The sequence below is a fragment of the Thermococcus sp. AM4 genome (genome assembly GCF_000151205.2).
Lineage (GTDB): Archaea > Methanobacteriota_B > Thermococci > Thermococcales > Thermococcaceae > Thermococcus.
In genome coordinates, this window is the sequence record NC_016051.1 from 1477841 (window position 1) to 1497902 (window position 20062).

At 53.0% G+C, this 20062-nt stretch carries 25 protein-coding genes and 2 tRNA genes; 15 read left to right on the plus strand and 12 right to left on the minus strand.

All coding sequences use genetic code 11. The annotated features are described in order from the left end of the window. The first annotated feature begins 36 nt into the window (after positions 1-36). The 6 genes from TAM4_RS08165 to TAM4_RS11685 all read left to right on the plus strand — a co-directional run bounded on the left by TAM4_RS08165 (position 37) and on the right by TAM4_RS11685 (position 6520). A complete protein-coding gene (locus TAM4_RS08165; protein WP_014122767.1) occupies positions 37-864 on the plus strand; it encodes a radical SAM protein in 828 nt (275 codons plus the stop codon). Positions 865-979: 115 nt separating this feature from the next. Continuing rightward, the gene (locus TAM4_RS08170) at positions 980-3625 is read left to right on the plus strand and encodes a hypothetical protein (protein WP_052306405.1); all 2646 of its coding nucleotides are present in this window, start codon (positions 980-982) and stop codon (positions 3623-3625) included. Next, positions 3622-4584 carry a hypothetical protein gene (locus TAM4_RS08175; protein WP_014122769.1) on the plus strand — a complete coding sequence of 321 codons (963 nt, stop codon included), beginning with the start codon at positions 3622-3624 and terminating at the stop codon, positions 4582-4584. Before TAM4_RS08170 ends, TAM4_RS08175 begins: the two co-directional genes overlap by 4 nt. A gap of 12 nt (positions 4585-4596) precedes the next feature. Then, the gene (locus TAM4_RS08180; RefSeq protein ID WP_371136991.1) at positions 4597-5577 is read left to right on the plus strand and encodes a hypothetical protein; all 981 of its coding nucleotides are present in this window, start codon (positions 4597-4599) and stop codon (positions 5575-5577) included. Positions 5578-5613: 36 nt separating this feature from the next. Beyond that, positions 5614-6036, plus strand: coding sequence for a hypothetical protein (locus TAM4_RS08185; RefSeq protein WP_014122771.1), 423 nt, complete (start codon positions 5614-5616; stop codon positions 6034-6036). Next, positions 5984-6520 carry a hypothetical protein gene (locus tag TAM4_RS11685; RefSeq protein ID WP_148258665.1) on the plus strand — a complete coding sequence of 179 codons (537 nt, stop codon included), beginning with the start codon at positions 5984-5986 and terminating at the stop codon, positions 6518-6520. Before TAM4_RS08185 ends, TAM4_RS11685 begins: the two co-directional genes overlap by 53 nt. 116 nt (positions 6521-6636) lie before the next feature. On the opposite strand, the gene TAM4_RS08190 is transcribed toward TAM4_RS11685, so the two are convergent. From TAM4_RS08190 to TAM4_RS08200, 3 genes are all read right to left on the minus strand, one after another. After that, positions 6637-7797 (minus strand): M20 family metallopeptidase, encoded by a 1161-nt coding sequence (locus TAM4_RS08190; RefSeq protein WP_014122772.1) that lies wholly within the window; start codon positions 7795-7797, stop codon positions 6637-6639. A gap of 196 nt (positions 7798-7993) precedes the next feature. Further along, positions 7994-9037 carry a transglutaminase-like domain-containing protein gene (locus TAM4_RS08195; RefSeq protein WP_014122773.1) on the minus strand — a complete coding sequence of 348 codons (1044 nt, stop codon included), beginning with the start codon at positions 9035-9037 and terminating at the stop codon, positions 7994-7996. Positions 9038-9058: 21 nt separating this feature from the next. Then, positions 9059-9136 (minus strand) — tRNA-Tyr (locus TAM4_RS08200). A gap of 77 nt (positions 9137-9213) precedes the next feature. On the opposite strand from TAM4_RS08200, the gene TAM4_RS08205 reads away from it, so the two are divergent. The 3 genes from TAM4_RS08205 to TAM4_RS08210 are packed head-to-tail and all read left to right on the plus strand — an operon-like array spanning position 9214 to position 10526. Beyond that, on the plus strand, positions 9214-9783 hold the full coding sequence (locus TAM4_RS08205; RefSeq protein WP_014122774.1) for a hypothetical protein: 570 nt from the start codon (positions 9214-9216) through the stop codon (positions 9781-9783). A 34-nt stretch (positions 9784-9817) separates the two neighbouring features. Then, positions 9818-9958 carry a type II toxin-antitoxin system HicB family antitoxin gene (locus TAM4_RS11805; protein ID WP_014122775.1) on the plus strand — a complete coding sequence of 47 codons (141 nt, stop codon included), beginning with the start codon at positions 9818-9820 and terminating at the stop codon, positions 9956-9958. Between the two features lie 10 nt (positions 9959-9968). Then, positions 9969-10526 (plus strand): aldolase, encoded by a 558-nt coding sequence (locus TAM4_RS08210; protein ID WP_014122776.1) that lies wholly within the window; start codon positions 9969-9971, stop codon positions 10524-10526. Between the two features lie 17 nt (positions 10527-10543). Here TAM4_RS08210 and TAM4_RS08215 read toward each other — a convergent pair whose 3' ends face one another. Beyond that, positions 10544-10795 carry a UPF0147 family protein gene (locus TAM4_RS08215; RefSeq protein ID WP_014122777.1) on the minus strand — a complete coding sequence of 84 codons (252 nt, stop codon included), beginning with the start codon at positions 10793-10795 and terminating at the stop codon, positions 10544-10546. Between the two features lie 199 nt (positions 10796-10994). Between TAM4_RS08215 and TAM4_RS08220 the strand changes: the two genes are divergently transcribed. Genes TAM4_RS08220 through TAM4_RS08235 form a run of 4 tightly spaced genes read left to right on the plus strand, consistent with a single transcriptional unit; the run spans position 10995 to position 13903 of the window. Continuing rightward, positions 10995-11756, plus strand: coding sequence for a basic amino acid ABC transporter substrate-binding protein (locus TAM4_RS08220; protein ID WP_014122778.1), 762 nt, complete (start codon positions 10995-10997; stop codon positions 11754-11756). 20 nt (positions 11757-11776) lie between these two features. Then, the gene (locus tag TAM4_RS08225) at positions 11777-12475 is read left to right on the plus strand and encodes an amino acid ABC transporter permease (protein WP_237702073.1); all 699 of its coding nucleotides are present in this window, start codon (positions 11777-11779) and stop codon (positions 12473-12475) included. Continuing rightward, a complete protein-coding gene (locus TAM4_RS08230) occupies positions 12462-13226 on the plus strand; it encodes an amino acid ABC transporter ATP-binding protein (protein ID WP_014122780.1) in 765 nt (254 codons plus the stop codon). The genes TAM4_RS08225 and TAM4_RS08230 overlap by 14 nt, the downstream gene beginning before the upstream one ends. Continuing rightward, complete coding sequence (locus TAM4_RS08235) at positions 13226-13903, plus strand: amino acid ABC transporter permease (RefSeq protein ID WP_014122781.1); 678 nt, start codon at positions 13226-13228, stop codon at positions 13901-13903. The genes TAM4_RS08230 and TAM4_RS08235 overlap by 1 nt, the downstream gene beginning before the upstream one ends. Positions 13904-13907: 4 nt before the next feature. On the opposite strand, the gene cobO is transcribed toward TAM4_RS08235, so the two are convergent. Then, on the minus strand, positions 13908-14435 hold the full coding sequence (cobO, locus tag TAM4_RS08240; protein WP_014122782.1) for a cob(I)yrinic acid a,c-diamide adenosyltransferase: 528 nt from the start codon (positions 14433-14435) through the stop codon (positions 13908-13910). A gap of 80 nt (positions 14436-14515) precedes the next feature. Between cobO and TAM4_RS08245 the strand changes: the two genes are divergently transcribed. Next, the gene (locus tag TAM4_RS08245; protein WP_014122783.1) at positions 14516-15349 is read left to right on the plus strand and encodes a DUF835 domain-containing protein; all 834 of its coding nucleotides are present in this window, start codon (positions 14516-14518) and stop codon (positions 15347-15349) included. A gap of 99 nt (positions 15350-15448) precedes the next feature. Here the strand turns inward: TAM4_RS08245 and TAM4_RS08250 are convergent. Continuing rightward, positions 15449-15525: transfer RNA gene (locus tag TAM4_RS08250), tRNA-His, on the minus strand. 142 nt (positions 15526-15667) lie between these two features. Between TAM4_RS08250 and TAM4_RS08255 the strand changes: the two genes are divergently transcribed. Then, positions 15668-16297, plus strand: a complete 630-nt coding sequence (locus TAM4_RS08255) for a hypothetical protein (RefSeq protein WP_014122784.1) — start codon at positions 15668-15670, stop codon at positions 16295-16297. Between the two features lie 86 nt (positions 16298-16383). Here the strand turns inward: TAM4_RS08255 and TAM4_RS08260 are convergent, their stop codons facing one another. The 6 genes from TAM4_RS08260 to TAM4_RS08280 all read right to left on the minus strand — a co-directional run bounded on the left by TAM4_RS08260 (position 16384) and on the right by TAM4_RS08280 (position 20008). Continuing rightward, a complete protein-coding gene (locus TAM4_RS08260) occupies positions 16384-16809 on the minus strand; it encodes a type II toxin-antitoxin system VapC family toxin (protein ID WP_237702074.1) in 426 nt (141 codons plus the stop codon). Then, positions 16745-16939: a hypothetical protein gene (locus TAM4_RS08265; protein ID WP_014122786.1), complete on the minus strand. Its 195-nt coding sequence runs from the start codon at positions 16937-16939 to the stop codon at positions 16745-16747. Before TAM4_RS08265 ends, TAM4_RS08260 begins: the two co-directional genes overlap by 65 nt. Further along, positions 16936-17103: a hypothetical protein gene (locus TAM4_RS11810; RefSeq protein ID WP_193386075.1), complete on the minus strand. Its 168-nt coding sequence runs from the start codon at positions 17101-17103 to the stop codon at positions 16936-16938. The genes TAM4_RS08265 and TAM4_RS11810 overlap by 4 nt, the downstream gene beginning before the upstream one ends. Before the next feature lie 273 nt (positions 17104-17376). Continuing rightward, positions 17377-18126, minus strand: coding sequence for a biotin/lipoate A/B protein ligase family protein (locus tag TAM4_RS08270; protein WP_048150390.1), 750 nt, complete (start codon positions 18124-18126; stop codon positions 17377-17379). An 887-nt stretch (positions 18127-19013) separates the two neighbouring features. Next, complete coding sequence (locus tag TAM4_RS08275) at positions 19014-19484, minus strand: signal peptidase I (protein ID WP_014122789.1); 471 nt, start codon at positions 19482-19484, stop codon at positions 19014-19016. Further along, positions 19457-20008, minus strand: coding sequence for a DUF531 domain-containing protein (locus tag TAM4_RS08280; RefSeq protein WP_014122790.1), 552 nt, complete (start codon positions 20006-20008; stop codon positions 19457-19459). Before TAM4_RS08280 ends, TAM4_RS08275 begins: the two co-directional genes overlap by 28 nt. Positions 20009-20062: the final 54 nt, after the last annotated feature.

Consider the following 20062-nt stretch of genomic DNA (forward strand, 5'->3'; position numbering starts at 1 on the left):
GGGCTTTGCCCCCTACAACCCCCAGAGGTGAGTTAAATGAAGAAATTAAAAATCTACATTCCGGGAGTTAAGTTTCCCTCAATCTCACTCACAGGGAGCTACTGTTCCCTGAACTGCGCCCACTGCGGGAGGCACTACCTCGAGGGCATGAAGAAGCCAACGCGAAGGGATTTGCTGAACTTCTGCCTCGACCTCGAGCGCTCCGGAGGTCTGGGCTGTCTGCTCAGCGGGGGAATGGATTCGCGCCTGAAGGTGCCGATTGACAGATACGCGGACGAACTGAGGGAGATAAAGCAAAGAACGAACCTGAAGCTCAACGCCCACGTCGGCTTCATAGACGAAAACGATTTGGATTGGCTGAAATACGTTGATGTCATTTCCCTCGATTTTGTTGGTGACGATGACGTCATCAAGAGGGTCTACAAAATAGACAGGACTGTCGAGGACTACCTCCGGATAGTCGACCTCTTAACCGAGAACGGGATTAAAGTCGCGCCCCACATAACGATAGGCCTCGACTTCGGGAGAATCCACTGGGAGTTCAGGGCGATTGACCTGCTCATCCAGTACCCCATAGACGTCCTCGTTCTGGACGTTCTCATCCCGACGAAGGGAACGGAGATGGAGAACGTTCCAAAACCGAGCGTTGAGGAGAGCCTGAAGGTGGTCAAATACGCGCGCGAGCGCTTTGACGGAGAGCTGAGCATCGGTTGCATGCGGCCGACAGGGAGATGGCGCGTGGACTTCGACAGGGGAGCGGTTTTGGCGGGTGTTGACAGGCTGACGAACCCGCCGAGGAAGGTCATCGAGTGGGCGAAAACGGTAAGGGACGTCGAGATAATCTACGAGTGCTGCGTTATGTAGCGTGCGATTTTTAACGATTCTTTTTTAGGTTTCCCTAGTTTTATCACTGAAAGTTAGTAGACAAATTTTAAAAAACGAACTTTTCTTGTTATTCTATCTATGTGGAGGTGATCCAATGAAAAGTGGGATCGCAAGAACACTTCTCATAATTGCCATTTTGTTGGGAAGCACTCTGGTAACGGGAGCCTACCAGCCGGCTCCCCAGCCCGAGAGCATTCCCCAGCCCAGCGTCACCATAGTTTCGCTCAAGCACGAACGGATATGCCCTGGAAATCCCAAACCAGTAACAGTCGAGCTCTACAACTCGGGTCATTTAACCGGAATGGGAACCGTGAAGCTGTACCTTGACAACGAGCTCGTGGGCTCGGAGTTCGTTGAGGTTCAGCCGAGTGAATCGCTAAGCGTGGACTTCACCGTGAGGGTGGAAAGGCCGGGACTCTACGTTCTGAGGGCGGAGTTCAGCAGTATGGGATCTTCCTCAACAAAAACAGAGATAGTGACCGTTCCAGATGATTCGGACTGCGACGGCTGGACAGACTACGTCGAGGAGCAGTACGGAACGGATCCCAACAACCCGGACATGGACAAAGACGGTGTTCTGGACTCACGGGACGTTGATCCCTTCAAGAACGTTGAGGTAACGGTCTACGTTCTCAGAGCAAAGGCCCTCGATGACCTCAGCGGTCCCCTAAAGCTCGAGATCAACGTGAACGGTGTGAAAAAGGTCTTCGACCTCTCGCTGAACAAAAACGACGTGGAGAAAAAGCCCCTCGTCGGGAGCGATCTGGGCGACCCCGAGGGCTTCACGCTGAGGGACTACCTCGAGAGCTATTCCATAGCCAAACTCACCGTCGATGTGCCGGACGACGAGGCGAGCGGTCCGATAAGGTTCCACTTATACACCATCGACAACAGCGGGCTTAAGTCAACGGTAAGGGACATCGATGTAAGCCCCGGAAAGGGGACGATCGCGACGATCGTCTACGACCTCAGGAACGGGACCTGGAGCGGCGACGATTATCCGGGGGACGCGGAGAAGTACTTCGGTTACGGCCACCTGAGCGGCTGCGGCGACGGCTCCTGCAACGTCGGCCCAAAAGAGCCGGACAAGGACATCAAGGTCTACACCAAATACGAGGGCATTCTGGAGAAGAAGGGCATCAAAGGCAAGATCCTCAACATCACAACGGTTAAGGGGGTTAAGGAGATACGGATAACGGACGGGCGCGGAACGCGCTCGATACTCAATCCGGGGGAGGTGAAGATAGCCACGGTAAGGCTTGAGAACGGCAGCGTTGTAAACGTGACGCTCATAAACACCTACAAGGCAAATGCTCCCGTGAAAGAACCGATAAAGCTACCCGTCAACCCGGACGTTCCCCTGACCAAAGGAATCCCAGCCAATGAAAGCGTTAAGGCCGAGAACACCATTCCCGAGGAGCCGCTGAAGGGAGAGGTGGAGATAATTCCGCTAGAAGGCGACCTCATCGATCCCGGACTGGGCGATGTCATCACGTACTCCTCGGAACTCGACGGCGAACTGTGGTTCGTAGTGACCACCAACGACAGGGACTTCATCCCCTTCTACCGCGAGATCGAACTCAACAACGAGCTCCTCGGAATGGGCCTGAGTCCGGCCTTCAACCCCAAATTCGACACCCAGCTTGACAGGGACGGCGACTACGATGGTGACGGTGTTCCGAACGCGGTCGAGGTTTTGATTGGTAAGGATCCTGCGAAGAGGGACATTCTTGGAATCGAGCTGACTGTTTCCGTTGAGTGGAAGATGAGCGATGAGGATAAGGAAAAACTGGTTTACAGCATCAGGAAGGCGAGCGACTTCATTTATGATTACACGGACGGCTACGCGATGATTGCGAGGGTCACAATCTGGGACGACAAGAAGAACTGGGATAAGGCCGACATACAGATACACAATGGAAGTTGCATAGTGGGAGTGTGGAATAAGAAAATCTGCCCCCAAACATTTTCGGTAGGAGGATACTGGATACACAGGGATATGGGAATACCAGAAAAGTTCAGGCTTAATGTAGCTATAGAGATGCCGCGGGAGTTCGCGTCACTCCTGAGGAATATGGAGCACCTAAAAGAGTATATCACAGAGTGCACATTAAGATATGGTTTAACTCCTGAGTACATTGAGCCATGCGTACTTTCAAAGCTTGGCAGGGATAAGGTAAAGATAGGCTCAGTGGATTACGGAAAAGCTCTCGCCCACGAACTCGGTCACTACGTGTTCATACTCGGCGATGAATACATGGACTGGAAGGGCAGAAATTACTACACCTACGACCTCTTTGACCCCAACAAACTCATATTCAGGAGCGATGCATGGTGGTTCTACACTAACAACGTGCCTCCCTATTCAGTAATGAACAATGCCCATAGATACAGCGAGCTGAGCTGGCCTGCTGATTATGAGAGGTTCGAAAACAAGCTAAAGGAGAGGTTCAAAAACTGGGAAGAACACATGACAGACCAGTGGGGTAACACCTCAAATTACAGGGAATATTCGAACTCTGTCAGACATGAACCCGGATGGAACACCCTTTACAAGGTCTTAACACTATGGAACGGCACGATTTGGGTGGAAGATCCAGATAAGAAAGGAACTTGGGTTGGATTTGGCGAAAGAATAGCCAACAACATTAAAGTGGAAATCAAAGACATAGACAACTACATTCCAAAAACCGGCCCCTACACTGGCGTCGGCTACTTCATGGAGGTGACTTGGGGATGAGGGTTAAGGCTTTGTTTGTTTTTCTTTTCGTCTTTCTCCTGCTTGGAGGGTTAGCATACACCAAGCACACGAGAAACGAGGAGTTGAAAAACCCAAAATTCGTTTACGAGCACTACCTAAAAACCTATGAAGCCCAGAATTACACTCTCCTTGGAGTCTACTTTGAGCTGGATAGAGGCTCAATACTCAACCCGTGGAGGCCAAAGTGGGAATTCTACCTTTACAACCCAAACGGAAAACTCGTGAAGCTTACAATAACGCCAGACGAAGAGAGCAAAGAAGAAGCCGAAACAATCCTCAACTACACAAACCTGACGGTACCAATTAATCAAGTCCAAAACCTACCAAAGTACGAGGAGGGATTCAGGGAGATAGTATACCTGCCCAGAGAAGGAAAACTGATAGACCATCCGGCAAGGGGTTACAGTGAGTTCAGGAAAGTATGCGTAAAACTCAGCAGGATTCTCGACAACAGAACCTTCAAACTAATCAAAACCATCCGCGGAGGAGTCTATCATTGGTTAACCCTGAAGAACACGAGCATTGTTGGTGGTGTTTTTACAGTAACGAGTTCTACTGATCCGCTTTGCGAGGGCACTTGGTTAGTGGTTGAGCCGTACAATGAAACGCGCGATTTAGTAAGAGTTATCTACCCGCACGGGAATGCAAGTGCACTAATAAAAGCGCTGAACCTGCCAGTCTTCCAGGGGAAGGAGTACTTAGGGCTTTTGAAGAAAGTGGAGGCGGAACATTGCTCGGCTGTCGAGGGCACTCTCGTGAATGCTACGGGGATTTACGTTAATCCTCACGCTCAGGAAATCTTCAATCAGACGGCGCCAAAAGCAATAAAGGAGAAGTGGTGTTTCACGATAATCCAAGTGATAGTCCTGAAAAACGGCACGGTGAAAACATGGGCGAGAGGGGCAGGCCACTGCTCACCAGACCAAGACTGGGTATAAATACAAAAGGTGATGCTGGGGATGAGGAAACTCCTCGCCATCTTGGGTTTTCTTTTTGTGAGTTTTCTATTGCTCTTTGCTTACTCTTACTTTAACCAGCCACACGAGACCATGAATAGTCTCTACCGGAAGATTCCAGAAGAGGTTAGAGAAAACTCCCAGCTGATAGCGGCTTATTACTCCTCACAAAACGGGGACAGAGAGTATCAATTCGCATTTTACAATCCAAACGACCGAACACTCAGCATTTACACTTTCAAAATTTCCAAACTCTTGAAAATCTGGCCGAGAACAACGGAAGACAAAATCTCCTGCAAGACCCCATTCAATTATTCAATCCTAGCAACAAGCCAGGAAAAACTCAAAAACTTCACAAACTGCAACAACTGCAGAATACTCCTCTACAAGGATAGAATTTACAAGAACGAAGAAATTGGGGAGATCCAGCCAAGACTTTCGGAAGTGTTGAAAGCAAACGAAAGTTACTGGCAGGTTGAAATCCTCGGCGCCAGCGAACTATCAACAGGAAACATAATAGGCTCCTCTGGCGATGCTGGAAGAATCTTTGGTCTTTCAGGATACCCAGGATTGCTGATCCTCCCAGCAGGGGACAACGCAAGCAGGGGAGTAACCATCACAGTACAGCCTTTCAACAAAACTAAGGACGTTATCAAAATACACTTTCCACTCAACATTACTTTTGAATTCAAGCAAAGGCATTATAGGGATAGCTATGATTACCCTCCCTGGAGTTTGGAGAACTTGTCAAGTGCTGTTGAGCGTTTGCAGGCTTTTAAGATTGAACCAAAACCATGGCGCTGGGAGGCCACACTAAGCGGCAAATACGCCGGAATAGCATGGTTCACACAATCCGGAAGATACTACCAATACAAAATCTACCCACAGGTAGAATGGGAGGATAGAGGATACTCCCGGTTGTCTGTTCACGTCAGATGCCGGAGTGGAGGATGGGTACCCTTCCGCTATCCCTAACGACTAAAGACCACAAAATAACTGGAGGAGCATGAAATGAGAGGTCTGGCTGTGTTTAGTTTCTTTTTAATCCTCCTTTCCTTCTTCGCCTACAATGCTTACACTTATCATCAGCTCTCCTCAGCGGAGGGAGCTTACAAGTTAGCGGGAATTCCAGGGGATGAAAAGCTCATTGCAGTCTACCATGATGCTCATTTCTGGCAGTTCGCCACCTACAACCCAAAAATCAACACGCTCAAGCTCTACACGGTTGAGCAATCTTCCCCCTTCTGGCTGAAGAAGAGAAAGGTAGAAAGCGTGAAGGCTTTAGTAAACTACACTCCATTAGCCTTAAACTTAGACCAGCTCAAGCAATACAAACCTCACGAAAAAGCACTTCTCTTCAAAACCCTCGGCTGGAAATACAATGAAGAAAGAAATAAGGGAGATAACATATTCAAGGATTTCCAATGTAATTGACCCTAACGCGGAGTACTTTGAGATTATTGGGTCACTGTCAGGTAAAGGAATACGTATTGGAGCAGGAGATGAGGGTTCATCGATAGTTTCATGGACAAGAGGTGTTAGAGGCCTACTTCTTCCAGGACACATTGATAGTGCAAACACCAGCCGTGGATTTATCTGGGTTACGCTTTTGAAAAATGGATCTGAGCGGATTATCAGAGCGTTTTATCCGGGGATGATTTTAGAACACAAAAGCCACACAGCCGAAGAGAGGCCAAGTTTCACAGGGTTGTTTCTCCAAAAAACACTCAACAACACATCCATTAAATTGGAAAATCTCAAAACGCCAGAATTTGATGTATTACGGTTCCATGTAATCCAGAACAGGATAGTGTTGGATGTGATATGGAAGGTTAGCCCTGAACAAATTTGTCACGCACAAAAGGACCTGCTTAGGAACACTACTGATGGCCCAGTATGCTATTACAAAACAAGGTGAAACCAGATGCAAAGAAACTGCGAGTGATCCGGGAATGGAGTCCTTAAACCTCCGATTTTTGTTTTGTGGGTTTCCTCATCCTCTACCCTGTCTGATGAGGAGACAAAACAAAAATCCTAAGCGAGGGGAGCGCGGCCCTTCATCTCCACGAGTTCTGCGAGCCTCTTACCGCTGCCAAGCACCCTGAGGAATTCGAGGTAGGTCTCTTTGATGCGCTCGACGGAGGAAACGCTCACCCACTCATCGGCCCCGTGCCAGTTGCCGCCGATCGGGCCAAAGACTATCGTGGGGACGCCGAGGTAAGTGCCAAAGTAGTTGAAATCGCCGACGCTCTTTCCGTAGATCTTCTCGGGGGTTCTGTCCCACAGGATCGAATGAATCCGCGACATCGTTGAGACGAACCTGTTGTTCTCGCGAACGAGGTACGGCAGCATCTCCGGAGTTGGGCGCGGGAACTTCTCGATTTCAAGCTCACCCCTCATCTTCACCCTTTCGGCGGCTTTCCTGAGCTCCCCAACGACCCTCTCCCAGTCCTCGCCTATCACGACGTGCCTGTCGATTATCGCCTCGGCCTCCTCCGGGACGCTCAGGCCATCCGCCTCGCCGTGGGCGTAGAGGGTGCAGTACGAACCCGCACCCAGGCGAACGTGCTTCTTCGTCTTTATCCTCGGCAGGAACGCGAGGAGCTTGGACATCTCCTCTATCGCGTTTATTCCGTTCTCGGGCCGGGCTGCGTGGGCCTTCTTGCCCCGAACCTTCAGACGGATCACGTACCTGCCCCTCGCCCCGAGCATCAGGTTCTCCCCGGTGGGTTCTGCTATGAGAACGAGGTTGGCGTCCTTGACCTTACCCTCCTCGATGAGCCTCCAGGTGCCGCGGGAGTAGCCCTCCTCATCGACAACCGCGGTGAATATTACACTGGGCCTTTTCCTCCTGGGAAGGTACGAGGCCTCGACGAAAGCGGCCATGAGCGCGGCGAGGCCTCCCTTCATGTCGGCGCTTCCGAGGCCGTAAAAGCGATCGCCATCGAGTTCACCCCAGGGATTTCTCGTCCAGCCGGAGCCGAGGCCGACGGTATCCATGTGGCCGTTGAGAACAACGGTGAGCCTCTTTCCCTTGATCCGCGATATTACGTTGCTTCCAAAACCCTCGACCTCCTGATACTCCACTGGAAGTCCGTTTTCCTCAAGAAACGAGCCGATGAAGTTTGAAATTTTATCTTCCTCCCCGAAACGGGAGGGGATTGATACAAGTTTTTTTAGTAACTCTAACTCCATAACACCCACCGGTATAAAAATTGGAACTTAAAGTTTAAATGTCTTTCTAATCGTTGGGGCTTCTATCTCAGAGAATATACAACCCTAAATTTAGAAAAAGAGGAAATGTGCAGGTGAAAATTTCAATTTCCCAATAAAATCCAATAAGAATCCATCGATGTGGGAATTTCTCCGGGAAATTGGAAAAGCATCAACGCTACCCGGCCAGGTAAACGGTCAGGGTGAGGTTTGCCCCGCTCCGCGACAGTTCCAGCCAGAAGGCGCGGGACTCGCGAAGTTTGTCTCCCAACTCCCCCTGGGCCTCCATCTGATCGAGCATGTAATCGACCATCTCTTCCTCAGTAACCGGGAGGTAGTAGTCGGCGTAGCCGGGGAACAGGCCCTGCCACATGGATATCCAGTGATAGCGCTCGGATACGCCCTCCTCAGCTACGCGAGGGAGCCCGGGATCCGGGGCAATGTCGTACCTCGCCTCAAAGGACCTTAAAAGCTCCTCAGACATGGATTCGAGGTCCCTCTCGCTCATGTTGTAGTCCTGGGCGAGGAAATCCCTCCAGGAGAGCTCGCGGTAGCGCCTCATCACGACCCTGCCCCCTTTCCAGAAGAGAACGTACACGGTAGCGCGGGAGATGTGGGCGGGATCATCAACGTAAAGAGCCCAGTGACGGTAGTACGAAGCCAGATCCATCAGGGGCGGGTGCTGGTCAGCGACGAGGTATCTGCCCCTGACCGCTATGGCGGCGGTCAGATGACCGACTTCCGAGTCGTTGAACTCTATCGAGAGAACGTAAACCGGGGAGTAGTTCATAACGAGGAGAAGACCCGCGGTGAGTAGAGCGTAATCACCGCATATCCCCTTTCCACGGGAGATGAACTGGGAAGGCGGTATGAAAGTCGGCTCGGTCCTGTTGTGGTCGTAGCTGAGGTGCCCGTCCTCCCAGAGGAGAACGTTCCAGGCAGAGGAAACCACGTCCTTTCCCCTGAGCCCGGAGGAGAGGTTCCTGAGCACGGAGAGCTCGTGGGGATCGTTGAGGTAGCGCTCAAAGGCCTCGGTTATGAGGTAGTCCTCGGCGCGGGACGCAACTTGGTCCCTAAGCCCCTCAAGCTCCTCAAGAACCGAGTGGGGCAGGTACTTCCTGGTTATGGCGCCGTCGTTCAGGGAAACGTCAAGGGTAACCCCGAGGAGAAGAAGCACCAGAACCCATGATAAAAGCCGCAGAGCCCTTGAGATCTTTCCCATAGAGAACACCGAGAATTCTGGTGGTCCCGCGGCCCGGATTTGAACCGGGGACCTGCGGATCTACAGTCCGCCGCCACTCCCAGGCTAGGCTACCGCGGGACCCTACAGACAGCCCGATCCTTTATCCCCGGGGCAGGTTTATAAATTTTTCCCTCCGAATTCCAGCGGTGGAGGAGATGATGGAGCCGGTAACAGTTGCGGTCCCGCTCGCGAAGAGGATGATGAACGTCATGGTCACGGAAAAGCGTCTCCCGAGCGGAGACGAGGTCAGGGGATTCCTGAAGGAGCTCGGCCTTGAAGAGCTCTACACCGGAAAAGGAATGGCGCTCTTCAGGAGCAGGGACGTTGTGGCGATCCTCTTCCCGAGGGAGAGCCTGGTCGTTGATGTGATCCCCGCGAGCGGAGAGGTAAGCGACGCGCTCGAGGTCATAGCGTACCACGACAGAAAGCTCAACTCGCTGATCCTTGAGATACTGCCCGCGAACGACTTGGAGTACAAGGGCAACATCGGCCTCGAGCCCGTGATAGTGAACCTCGAAACCGGCGAGCTCGAGAGCACCCCCGTTTTAGGCGACTTCGAGGAGGAAAAGGACGGGGTTTACCTCGTCATCGACAGAGAAACCTTCGAGCGCTGGAAAGATGCAGGAGACCTCGACACGTGCCCCCTCTGTGGCGGAGAGCTCGCGTGGCGCGGTAAAAAGGCCCTCTGTCTGGACTGCGGTTACGGGGTTAAAGTCAAAGATTAAGTACCCTTGCCAACAAAGAACAGACGGTGGGAGCATGATAGTCAAGTTCGAGGTATATTTCGACGGTGAGTACTGGTGCGCCAAGGGCATAGACGATGACATCTTCACCCAGGGAAAGACCCTCGATGAACTCATGGAAAACATAAGGGAGGCCGTTGAGGTACACTTTTCTTGAGGTGATTCTCATGACCCGAATAGCAAAACGCCAGCTTGTCATCTACTCCAAAAAGGCCCACGAGCGGGGTTTGACGGCCGCTTTCGGCGGAAACCTGAGCGTCCGCGTCGGGAATTTGGTGTTCATCAAGGCGACCGGAGCGGTGATGGATGAGATGACCGAGGAGCAGGTGGCGGTGATAGACCTGAAAGGAAACCAGCTCTCCGGCGTTAGGCCCTCCTCCGAATACCGGCTCCATCTGGCCGTTTACAGGGCGAGGCCGGACGTTAGGGCAATAGCCCACCTCCACCCGCCGTACTCGATAGTCGCCTCGACACTACTCGAAGGCGAACTGCCGATAATAACGCCCGAGGCGGAAATCTACCTCGGGAGAATTCCGATAGCGCCCTTCAGACCCGCTGGGACGGAAGAACTTGCGGAAGTAACGGCGGAAGCTTTGAAGGGTGCGGACGCGGTTCTGATGGCGAAGCACGGAATCGTTACCGTTGGAAAAAGCCTGAGGGAAGCTTTCTACAAGGCGGAGCTGGTTGAGGAGAGCACCAGGCTCTGGTACCTGAGCAGGAAATGAGCGGAAAAATCAAAGGCTCACTTAACCTGCTCGAGTGCTCCGAGGACCTCCCAGATTATGGTCCTCGTGTGCATGGGCATGTTCGGGTCCTCGCTAATCTCCTCGAGAATGGCTATGGCGTCGGCCGCCCTGACGGCCGGCTCCTTGCTCTCGTCGAGGAGAACCTCTATCGCCTGTTCGGCAGCTCTCCTGATGTTCCTTGGAACGACGGTGTCCTGGACGACCTGCTCCTTGAGAACCTGCACGATCTGCTGAATCAGCTCGCTCATTCCATCACCCCCTTCCGATTATCCTAAAAAATTGTTACTAAAATCTCCTCGGCTTATCTTAAGCTTTCCTAACTAAAAAGCTTTTCGGTCGAGTGATATTCCGTTGGCCTTCAAAGCTTTTTTGATTTTGTAAAACTTAGGATGGACCAAAAACAATATAAACGCAACGACACCTAAAAGCCAATCGGTGGTATCAGCCATGAACGGGAAAATTATCGGTGGTCTTTTGGTTTTAATGCTCGCTGCCGCGGTTGCCTCCAGCGGCTGCATCGGCGGCGGCTCGAAGGAGAAGGTTTTGATCGTTGGAACCAGCGCCGACTTCCCGCCCTTTGAATACAAGGATCCGCAGACCGGGAACATAACGGGCTTCGACATAGACCTGATAAAGATGGTGGCCAAGAAGGCCGGCTATGACAAAGTTGAGATAAAGGACATGGACTTCGATTCCCTGATCCCGGCCCTCCAGACAGGAAAGGTTGACGTGGTCATAGCCGGAATGACGATAACGGAGAAGCGCAAGCAGGTCGTTGATTTCAGCATCCCCTACTGGAAGGCGGACCAGGCCGTGGTCGTGAGGAAGGACTCGGACATAGCGATCAACTCCCTCGACGATCTGAAGGGTAAGGTAATCGGCGTCGAGAAGGGAACCACGGGTGCAATCTACATAAAGGACCACCTCGGCGACCAGGTCACGCTCAAGGAGTACAACAGCTATGTTGCAGCACTGCAGGCCCTCCTGAACGGCCAGGTTGACGTTCTCGTCATAGACTCGCCCGTTGCCAACATGTTCACCAACAAGTACGACGTCAAGGTCGTCTACACGATAAACACGAACGAGCACTATGGAATAGCCGTCAAGAAGGGCAACAAGGAGCTCCTCGACAAGATAAACAAGGCCCTCCAGGATATCATGAACTCCCCCGAGTGGAACAAGCTCGTTGAGAAGTACTTCGGAAGCTGATCTCTTCTCCATTTTTGGAGGTGCAGGGTTTGATAACCTCCACCAGCGTTCCGTTAGGCATCGCCCTGAGAATGCTCATCGACGGTGCAAAAACGACGATAATCCTCTCCGTGCTTTCAATAGCCCTCGGCCTTCTCATAGGCCTCCCCGTTGCGCTCATGGAAACCTACGGCGGCAAAACCCTGAGGCGGATCGCGATGGTCTACGAGGGCACGCTGAGGGGCATTCCCCTCCTCGCGATATACTTCGTGATCTTCTACTCGATGCCGATGCTGATAGGTCTCGGCCTCTCACCGTTTCTGGCGGCCGTTGTCGGGCTGGGAATACGCTCCTCAGCGTATCAGTCCCAGATATTCCGGAGCGGAATACAGGCCGTCGATGAGGGACAGATCGAGGCGGCGGTTTCACTCGGCATGAGCCAGTGGCAGATAATAAGGCACATCGTTCTCCCGCAGGCGCTGAGGATGTCGATCCCGGCGTGGATGAACGAGTACGTCATAGTCCTGAAGGACACGTCGATAGCGCTGGCTTTGGGCATAGTCGAGCTCACGAGGCAGGCAACTTACCTCGTCTCGGTAACGGCCGAGCCCTTCAGGTACTACGGCCTGGCGGCCCTGTTCTACCTCGCGATGGTTCTGCCGCTAACTTACTTCGCGAACTGGATGGGGAAGAAGTACGGAATAAAGGGAACGGGAGGGGCAATGGATGTCAGACTCTGACAGGGTTCTTGTAATTAGGAACCTTACGAAAAGGTTCGGCGAAAAGCCCGTTCTGAAGGGCATCTCCTTCGAGGTTGAGAGGGGAGAGACGAAGGTGATCATCGGGCCCAGCGGGGCCGGGAAGAGCACGCTCCTCAGGTGCATAAACAGGCTCATCGAGCCCGACGAGGGGGAGATAATATTCAACGGAACCAACATACTGGACAGGAACGTGGACATAAGGAAGATCAGGGCGAGGATAGGCTTCGTCTTCCAGCACTTCAACCTCTTCAAGCACCTCACGGCCCTTGAGAACGTCAAGATCGGCCTCAAGGTGGTCAAGGGAATGAGCGACGAGGAAGCCGAGAAGAAGGCCATCGAGGCCCTAAAAATGGTCCACCTCGAGGAAGATGCCTTCCACAAGTACCCCGCCCAGCTCAGCGGCGGCCAGCAGCAGCGCGTTGCCATAGCGAGGGCGCTGGCCATGGAGCCGGAGATAATACTCTTCGACGAGCCGACCTCGGCCCTGGATCCGCAGCTGGCGGGGGAGGTTCTCGACGTCATGCGCGAGCTCGCGAGGAAAAAGGTCACGATGCTCGTGGTTACGCACGAAATAGGCTTCGCCCTCAACGCCGCCGACGAGGTGCTCTTCTTCTACGACGGCGTCATCTGGGAGAGCGGCAAGCCGGAGGAGATCCTCTACAACCCGAAGAAGAAGGAAACCCGGGAGTTCCTGAGGAGAATAGCCGACCTCTCCGTGGGGGGAGGCTGATGGTCTGGGAAACGATAGCGCGGTATCTCCTCCACGGACTCGTCGTCACGCTGGAGCTCACCGTCGTGGGATTCATAGGCGGCTTTGCCCTCGGGTTTCTCTTGGCGGTCGCAAGAACCTACGGGGGGAAACTCTCAAAGGCGCTCTCGACAGCCTACATAGAGCTCATAAGGGGAACTCCAATGCTCCTCCAGCTCTACATCATAGGCTTCGGGCTCCCGCTGGTGATAAGGAACTACTTCCCCCACTTCGTCATGAACCCGACCCTTGCGGCGGCTCTGGGGATGGTAATCAACAGCGCCGCCTACCAGGCGGAGTACATCAGGGGCGCCTTCAACTCCGTCGAATACGGGCAGGTTGAGGCGGCCCTCTCGCTGGGGATGACCAAGTGGGGAATAATAAGGCACGTGATCTTTCCCCAGGCCTTCAGGATAATGCTCCCGAGCTGGACGAACGAGATGGTCTACCTGCTCAAGTACTCCTCACTGGCGATGCTCCTGGCCGTTCCGGAGCTCATGTACCAGGCGAGCGTTGCAGCCTCCCAGACGTTCCTCTACGCCCAGATATACCTCGTCGTCGCGGGAATTTACCTCGTCTTCGCCACCCTGATAATAGGGATAATGAGGAAGATAGAGCTCAGGCTCCACATACCGGGGGTTACGACGATAAAAAGGTGAGGAGTCAGTACTCCACGCCCCTCCTCGCTATTACGCCCCTCTGGTAGGGGTGCTTTATTTCCCTCATCTCCGTCACGTAGTCGGCCAGCTCGAACAGCTCCTCAGGACAGTAGCGGCCCGTTAAAACGAGCTCGGTGTGGGGGGCTTTGCTCTTTATCAGCTCCCGGACTTCCTCGGTATCGAGCATGTTGAAGCCCAGCGCAACGCAGACCTCGTCGAGAATAACAAGATCCCACTCCCCGCTCGAGGCCAGCTCCCTCGCCCTCGCGAGGGCCCTCTTTGCGGCTTCGATGTCCTCTTCGCTCGGCTTCCCGTGGACGAACTTCGGCAGGCCGAAGGACTCTATCAGGGCTCCACACTCCTCAATCTTCTTCTGCTCGCCGTAGGCCTTTGGCGCCTTCATGAACTGGACTATCGCAACCTTCCCACCTGAGCCGAGCATCCTAACGGCCAGACCGAACGCCGCGGTTGTTTTACCCTTTCCGTTTCCGGTGTAGATGTGCACCAGTCCGAGCCTTTCCTTCCATGTCACGTGCATCACCATGGATAAATCCTCCAACTCCTTAAAAAACCCACGAAACCGTTAAAAATTGGACCGCTTAATCTGCAACCATGGTCAGGATCTGCTCCCTCGGCTACTTCGTGAGGGACATGATCGTCCTCCTGCTCTCCCTTGGAATAGTCTTTCTGCTCCTCTCGATAGGCAAGAACACGAAGAGGAACCTCGGAAGCAGGTACTTCGTCCGAAGCTTCAACGTTCTCGTGGCCTCTTTTATCTTAGTCGCCCTCGCCGAACTTATGGGTGTGCTCATGAGAACGGACGTATTCTGGGAGAATGAAGTTGTCGCGGATGTAAGGTCAGTTATCCTCACCCTCGGGGCGCTCCTCCTCTTCGTCTCCTCCATAATGGTGTACCTGCCCTTCTCCCGCAACGAGTACACGATAGTACCGATAGTTACGGAACCCCTGAACCCTTCGATCTACGGGGCCTACTGGGGCAGCGGGGGCGAGGCTTCAAAGGCCTTCGTCAAGCTCGTCAAAAGCCTCCACCTGCCAGCGATCGTCCTGAGCAGGGACCCGCCAGAGGTTTTCCGCTCCAAACTCGGCCTGAAGCTCGTTCCGGTCGTGTGGATCTCCAAGGTCAGCCACGATGACGCAGTCGATCCGAGGAGACTGCCCTACCTCCTGGACCGCATACTCAACTTCCTGAAATCAACGGAGACCGACAAGGTCGTTTACATCGACTGCCTTGAGTACCTGATGCTCGAAAACGGGGACGAGGCGATCCTCAAGTTCGTGACGAAGCTCAAGGACCTGGCTTCCCTGCACAGGGGGATAGTGATAATCAACCTCGAAAAGAGCGCCATTAACGAGAAGACGTTCCACGTGCTCGTTTCAGAGCTCAGGCCCGTTAAGGAGCTGGAGAAGATGCTGGGGGGATCATGAAAATACTAAACGGAACCATTTTATTATCTATTGCAGAGAGCTTCAAAACCTTTTGAGGATTCATACTTTAATGGCATCTTCACAGAAAAGTTCCTGTTCTGGGGCCGGGGCCGGGATTTGAACCCGGGCTAGGGGATCCACAGTCCCCTGTGCTGACCAGGCTACACCACCCCGGCCACGTCCAGCTTAAGCTTTCGGGTTAGATTTATAAAGTTTTCGTCAGATGCCGCGAGAGAAGGTATCTGACCCGGTATTAACCCAATATTGGGGATCAGACGCGATTAAAGGGTCATTGAAAACCTCACAGGGGGCAGGTGAATGAAGGCGAAGCGAGAAGCGCTCGTCAGTCTCTTCACGGCGATGAGAGAGGGGAAAGTTGATGAGGACATAATTGATCTCCTCCTGCTCATCAACTCCATCAGGGGAATCTACACAACGAGCTCGTGCTCCGGAAGGATAGGAATCATCGAGGAGCCAGCTTTAGGAGCAAAACCCCTGAGCAGGTGGCTGATTAAGGTTCACCGCGAGATGACGTTTCCCGAGGCAAAGAAGGCCCTTGAAAAGGCCAGAGAGGGCTTGATATTCCTCAAGAGCCAGCCCCCGATTTTCCACGTTGTCGCTGAAGACTTTGAGAAAGCAAAGAGGCTCCACGAGTTGGGCCTCGCCAGCGGTTTCAAGTACACGACCTTCAAGGTAATCTCCAGCCGCTACCTCGTCGAGATAAACGCCACCGAGTATCTAACCGCTCCGCTCGGCAGGGACGGGAAGATAATGGCCGGCGACGAGTACCTTCGCTTCGCCCTCGAAATCGGCAACTCGATGCTGAGACGCTCGAAGGGCAGGCTTCCGAGGCTGACGAAGAACTTCGAAAATCTCCGCGAGGAGCTCGGCGAGGACGAGCTGTTCTATGAGCTGACGGAGGAGTTTGGGATAGAACCAGTAATTTAGAACTTTGGGAGTTTTGGCACTTCTCTTAAGGTTGAGTCTCTCTTTTGAAATCTATCCCCCGCGTCTCGAGGTAAACACCCAAGCCATCACCTTTTCCGGGGTTTGTACAATTTCACCCCAAAGTCACGCATTCTCTCAAAATGGTCAGTGTTCGTGGTCCACACTGTATAGCCTTTAGCTATCGCAGTGGCGCCAATGATTATGTCCGCATCATCGATTAGCTTCCCTTTTCCCTTTAGGTACCTGTATATCTTCGAGGCAGAGAGGATTATCACGTTGTCCAAGGGTTCAACCTTGAACAGCTTCTCCAATCTCTTCAGAACTGCTACTCTCTTTCTTTCACTTGGAATTCCTCTAACGAACTCAAAGAGCGTAACTATCGAGATTGCTGAGCCTGCGTATTCTTCGAGCTTTTTGGCCTTGTAGAGGTCAATCAGAACACTCGTATCAATCAATATCCCCGAAGTCCCTGAACGAGACCCTCCTCTTTGAGACCTCCCTTCTGATTTCATCGAGCTCCTCCTCCGATAGAAGTTCATACAACTCGCTCGCCGTCTTCTTAATCTCAAGCGCACGCTTTAACTCCCTCACAAGAACCCGCTCCGGAATCGAGCCACCATACACCTTGACCCGGACCCTCACTTCTCAAGCACCTCCACTCTAACCCTCACCTTTTTCAGCTCCTCCTCACTCGCACCCTTCTCTCGAAGGTACCTGAGGACAATCTCCCTCACAATCTTCCGAATCTCGCTAACGCTCATTCCCTTAGGAACTTCAACCACGATCTCGCTCTTGGTCACTCCCATAAAGCTCCCTCACTTCTTGTTCTCGCCTAAGTATAAAACCCTAACGCCAGCCAGGGGAGAACTGCCCGCGCTACCGCGAGCTCTTCAGGGAGCAGGAGAAAAGGCAAGCGGCTGACTTCTCCCATAAACTTTATCCCTCCTTAATCCAAACTCTCAACCATGAGGACATTGAAGGAGATTGAGGAAATCCTGAGGACCCACAAGCGGAGCTTGAGGAGCGCTTTGGCACTGGAAACCTTTAAAAGTGACGGCCCGTCACTAGTGATGGGGTGTTCACCTCATCTCGTTCCACTCTGGATTACCGTAGCGCTTCTCAATGAGCTCCTCGGCAAGCTCAAGTTCGTAATCGGTCAGCTCGCCCTCTTCAAGTTCGAAGGCGTTGAAAAAGCTCTCCCTCAACAGCTCGTAGGCCTCCCAGCGGTTCAGCTTTATTCCCTCGCGCTCCAGGGTCGTAACGCGCTCCCAGATGCTCGAGACGCCCTTGTCAGCGAGCTTCGCCTTGGAGACTCTCAGGACTTTTCCGAGGATTTCAACGCGCGTCGCATACATGAACGTGCCGTGCTGAAGGATTACTCCCTTCCTCCTCGTCTGAGCGGAGCCGCTTATCTTCTTCCCGTTGGCGACGATATCGTTTAGGCCTGAGAATCCTGCTTTAAGCCCGAGGTCGTTTAAGGCATCGACGAGTGGGCCCGCCAGATAGCGGTAGCTCGTCTCAACGTTCTTCAAAGCCGGATGAAAGTTCTCGCCGACGACGACCGAGTAGGTTATCTCGCCGAACTCGTCGTGGAAGACGCTTCCTCCGCCGGTTATCCTGCGCACGACGGGAATGCCGAGCCTTTTAGCTTCGTCGAGGTTTACATCATGCCTCACGCTCTGGAAGCGACCTATCGTTACGGAACTCGGCGAGAAGGCGTAGAGCCTTACCGTGTCGGGAACCCTTCCCTCAATCCTTGCCAGCATTATCGCCTCGTCTATCGCCATCTGAACCTCCGGTCTGGCAACGATGAGCGGGATGAAGCGCATGGCCACCACCAGGGTTAAAAAGTTCGGTGAGTTTTTAAGCCCAGCGATGATGACGCCCAAGCCCTCCTGAGGGGTGATGAGAGCGGTCACCACTGAGCAACCTTTGCTTTCGCAAAGCTTGACCAAAATGGTTTAACTAAACTATATAGATGCAAAAGAAAAGTTGCATGCGTGATTAAACTGTCAATGGATTTAGATTTACACTCACAATATCTCTTAGAGGGTGTTTAACTTAAAAAGGCGCCCGGAGGGCGCTAACGGGAGAAAACACGCTTAAAACTGGCAAGTTTGGAAGTAAACTCTCCCGAGAACAAGCCATTCAAGGGGCATACCGACTTTGATGAAACTTTGCCGGGCAAAGTTTCTTAACGTAGGGCGAAGTCCCGCACCCGAGGTTTGAGAGTCGGGAAGCTTTTAGAAAAAGCTCCACCAAAAGTTTGTAGCTCCTTGCGGCAGATTTTATTGAGAATTTGTTAGGCAGATTTCTTGGGGGTGTGGGGGCGTTAGCCCCCCGGAGGTTTGGAAGAAAACGGGGTTGTGGGGCGAAGCCCCACTCGGGGGTTTGAGAGTACAGGAAGCTTTTGGAAAAAGCTTCACCAAAAGTAATATTGAAGGGGAAGGCTAAAGCGTGCACTCTAAAACTCCCCCTTGAAGAGGGGATTTAACAACAAAACCAGCTCTTGAACAGTTTCACATTTATTCTGGCGTCCTTCGGACGCCTTGAGAAGAGTGAAACACTGTGAAAGTGCCGGTCGAAAATAATCCCAAAAAAGAAAGGGAAGTCTAGTTGCACGCCCTCCTTCCGCCAGCGCTTTCGTCAGAAAGGGCTGTTGGTCAGGGGCCGATTAGCTCATCACAGCTCAGCTACCTACCCTCACATCATCCCGCTAAAGGTGCTCCCTTATCCAGAGGGGGATCAGGCCTATCTTCGGAAAGACCATCACGGCCTTTGCATCGACGGCATAAGCCGGAACGCACGGGACTCCACCGTAGGGCGTTGGATAGAGCCTGTACTCGCCCCAATCCGGGACAGGATTGTTGTCGCCCCAGGTGACGAAGCACCTCTCGACCTTCCCGCCGAGGTCGACGGTCTTGATCTCCCTAACCCTGTGGATTATCGGGTAGCTGTACATGGGGGCGTTGTACACGATGACGTCCCCCACGTGAATGTCACTCGGCGGGACCGAACGGAGGAGAACGACGTCTCCCCTGTAGAAGACCGGCTCCATAGAGCCGCTTATGACGATGACGAGGGGGGAATCAGTGTGCATAACGATCTTGAGGCCGTAGTTTATGCCGGCCACTATGAGAATCGCAATGAAAAACCACGCTACGTCCTTTTTCCAGCCCTCATCCATTTCAGCGCCTCCATGAGCGTTCTTATCCTCGCGGGGATTGCACCTATCGCGGTGCAGGTTTCGAGGCTTATTCTCTCACCCGTTATGTCCATATGATGACGTGCCAACTTAAAGATTTCCCCCGGAAGACCGTGCCTGCCGAGGCCGACGAGCAGGATAAAGCTCTCGCCCCTGAAGGCCCTCTCGGCAAGTTCGAGCGGTGAGATCTCCTTTTCTTCCTCGGGTTTTCTTGTGGTCGCCACGACGGTTCCAAACTGAGGGGGGAAGCCCTTCCTCGGAAAGTCGAGGAGGTGGAAGCGGTTTCTCCTGGCGAGTTCGAGAAGGTAGGTTCCCCCCTCACCGATCGTGGTGTGGGAAGAAACCTCCTCGGCGACCTCTATGGGTTTTCCTTCGAGCGGAAAACCGACGAGGGCCAGGTGGAAGCCGAAGGCATAAGCTATCGGACCTGCCCTCGCTATGGCCCTGAGGTGAGCCTCGTGGAGTTTCCTGGCATCGTAGGTGTTGTAGAGCGCGAGCGTCAGCATCGCACCACCATCGTGAATTCCCGAGAACCCTTATAAACTGTTGTGGGGTAAACA

Coding starts and splice junctions, on each gene's coding strand:
- TAM4_RS08165 (WP_014122767.1), top strand. CDS start 37: ATGAAGAAATTAAAAATCTACATTCCGGGAGTTAAGTTTCCCTCAATC.
- TAM4_RS08170 (WP_052306405.1), top strand. CDS start 980: ATGAAAAGTGGGATCGCAAGAACACTTCTCATAATTGCCATTTTGTTG.
- TAM4_RS08175 (WP_014122769.1), top strand. CDS start 3,622: ATGAGGGTTAAGGCTTTGTTTGTTTTTCTTTTCGTCTTTCTCCTGCTT.
- TAM4_RS08180 (WP_371136991.1), top strand. CDS start 4,597: ATGCTGGGGATGAGGAAACTCCTCGCCATCTTGGGTTTTCTTTTTGTG.
- TAM4_RS08185 (WP_014122771.1), top strand. CDS start 5,614: ATGAGAGGTCTGGCTGTGTTTAGTTTCTTTTTAATCCTCCTTTCCTTC.
- TAM4_RS11685 (WP_148258665.1), top strand. CDS start 5,984: ATGAAGAAAGAAATAAGGGAGATAACATATTCAAGGATTTCCAATGTA.
- TAM4_RS08190 (WP_014122772.1), bottom strand. CDS start 7,797: ATGGAGTTAGAGTTACTAAAAAAACTTGTATCAATCCCCTCCCGTTTC.
- TAM4_RS08195 (WP_014122773.1), bottom strand. CDS start 9,037: ATGGGAAAGATCTCAAGGGCTCTGCGGCTTTTATCATGGGTTCTGGTG.
- TAM4_RS08205 (WP_014122774.1), top strand. CDS start 9,214: ATGATGGAGCCGGTAACAGTTGCGGTCCCGCTCGCGAAGAGGATGATG.
- TAM4_RS11805 (WP_014122775.1), top strand. CDS start 9,818: ATGATAGTCAAGTTCGAGGTATATTTCGACGGTGAGTACTGGTGCGCC.
- TAM4_RS08210 (WP_014122776.1), top strand. CDS start 9,969: ATGACCCGAATAGCAAAACGCCAGCTTGTCATCTACTCCAAAAAGGCC.
- TAM4_RS08215 (WP_014122777.1), bottom strand. CDS start 10,795: ATGAGCGAGCTGATTCAGCAGATCGTGCAGGTTCTCAAGGAGCAGGTC.
- TAM4_RS08220 (WP_014122778.1), top strand. CDS start 10,995: ATGAACGGGAAAATTATCGGTGGTCTTTTGGTTTTAATGCTCGCTGCC.
- TAM4_RS08230 (WP_014122780.1), top strand. CDS start 12,462: ATGTCAGACTCTGACAGGGTTCTTGTAATTAGGAACCTTACGAAAAGG.
- TAM4_RS08235 (WP_014122781.1), top strand. CDS start 13,226: ATGGTCTGGGAAACGATAGCGCGGTATCTCCTCCACGGACTCGTCGTC.
- TAM4_RS08245 (WP_014122783.1), top strand. CDS start 14,516: ATGGTCAGGATCTGCTCCCTCGGCTACTTCGTGAGGGACATGATCGTC.
- TAM4_RS08255 (WP_014122784.1), top strand. CDS start 15,668: ATGAAGGCGAAGCGAGAAGCGCTCGTCAGTCTCTTCACGGCGATGAGA.
- TAM4_RS08260 (WP_237702074.1), bottom strand. CDS start 16,809: ATGAAATCAGAAGGGAGGTCTCAAAGAGGAGGGTCTCGTTCAGGGACT.
- TAM4_RS11810 (WP_193386075.1), bottom strand. CDS start 17,103: ATGGGAGTGACCAAGAGCGAGATCGTGGTTGAAGTTCCTAAGGGAATG.
- TAM4_RS08270 (WP_048150390.1), bottom strand. CDS start 18,126: ATGCGCTTCATCCCGCTCATCGTTGCCAGACCGGAGGTTCAGATGGCG.
- TAM4_RS08275 (WP_014122789.1), bottom strand. CDS start 19,484: ATGGATGAGGGCTGGAAAAAGGACGTAGCGTGGTTTTTCATTGCGATT.
- TAM4_RS08280 (WP_014122790.1), bottom strand. CDS start 20,008: ATGCTGACGCTCGCGCTCTACAACACCTACGATGCCAGGAAACTCCAC.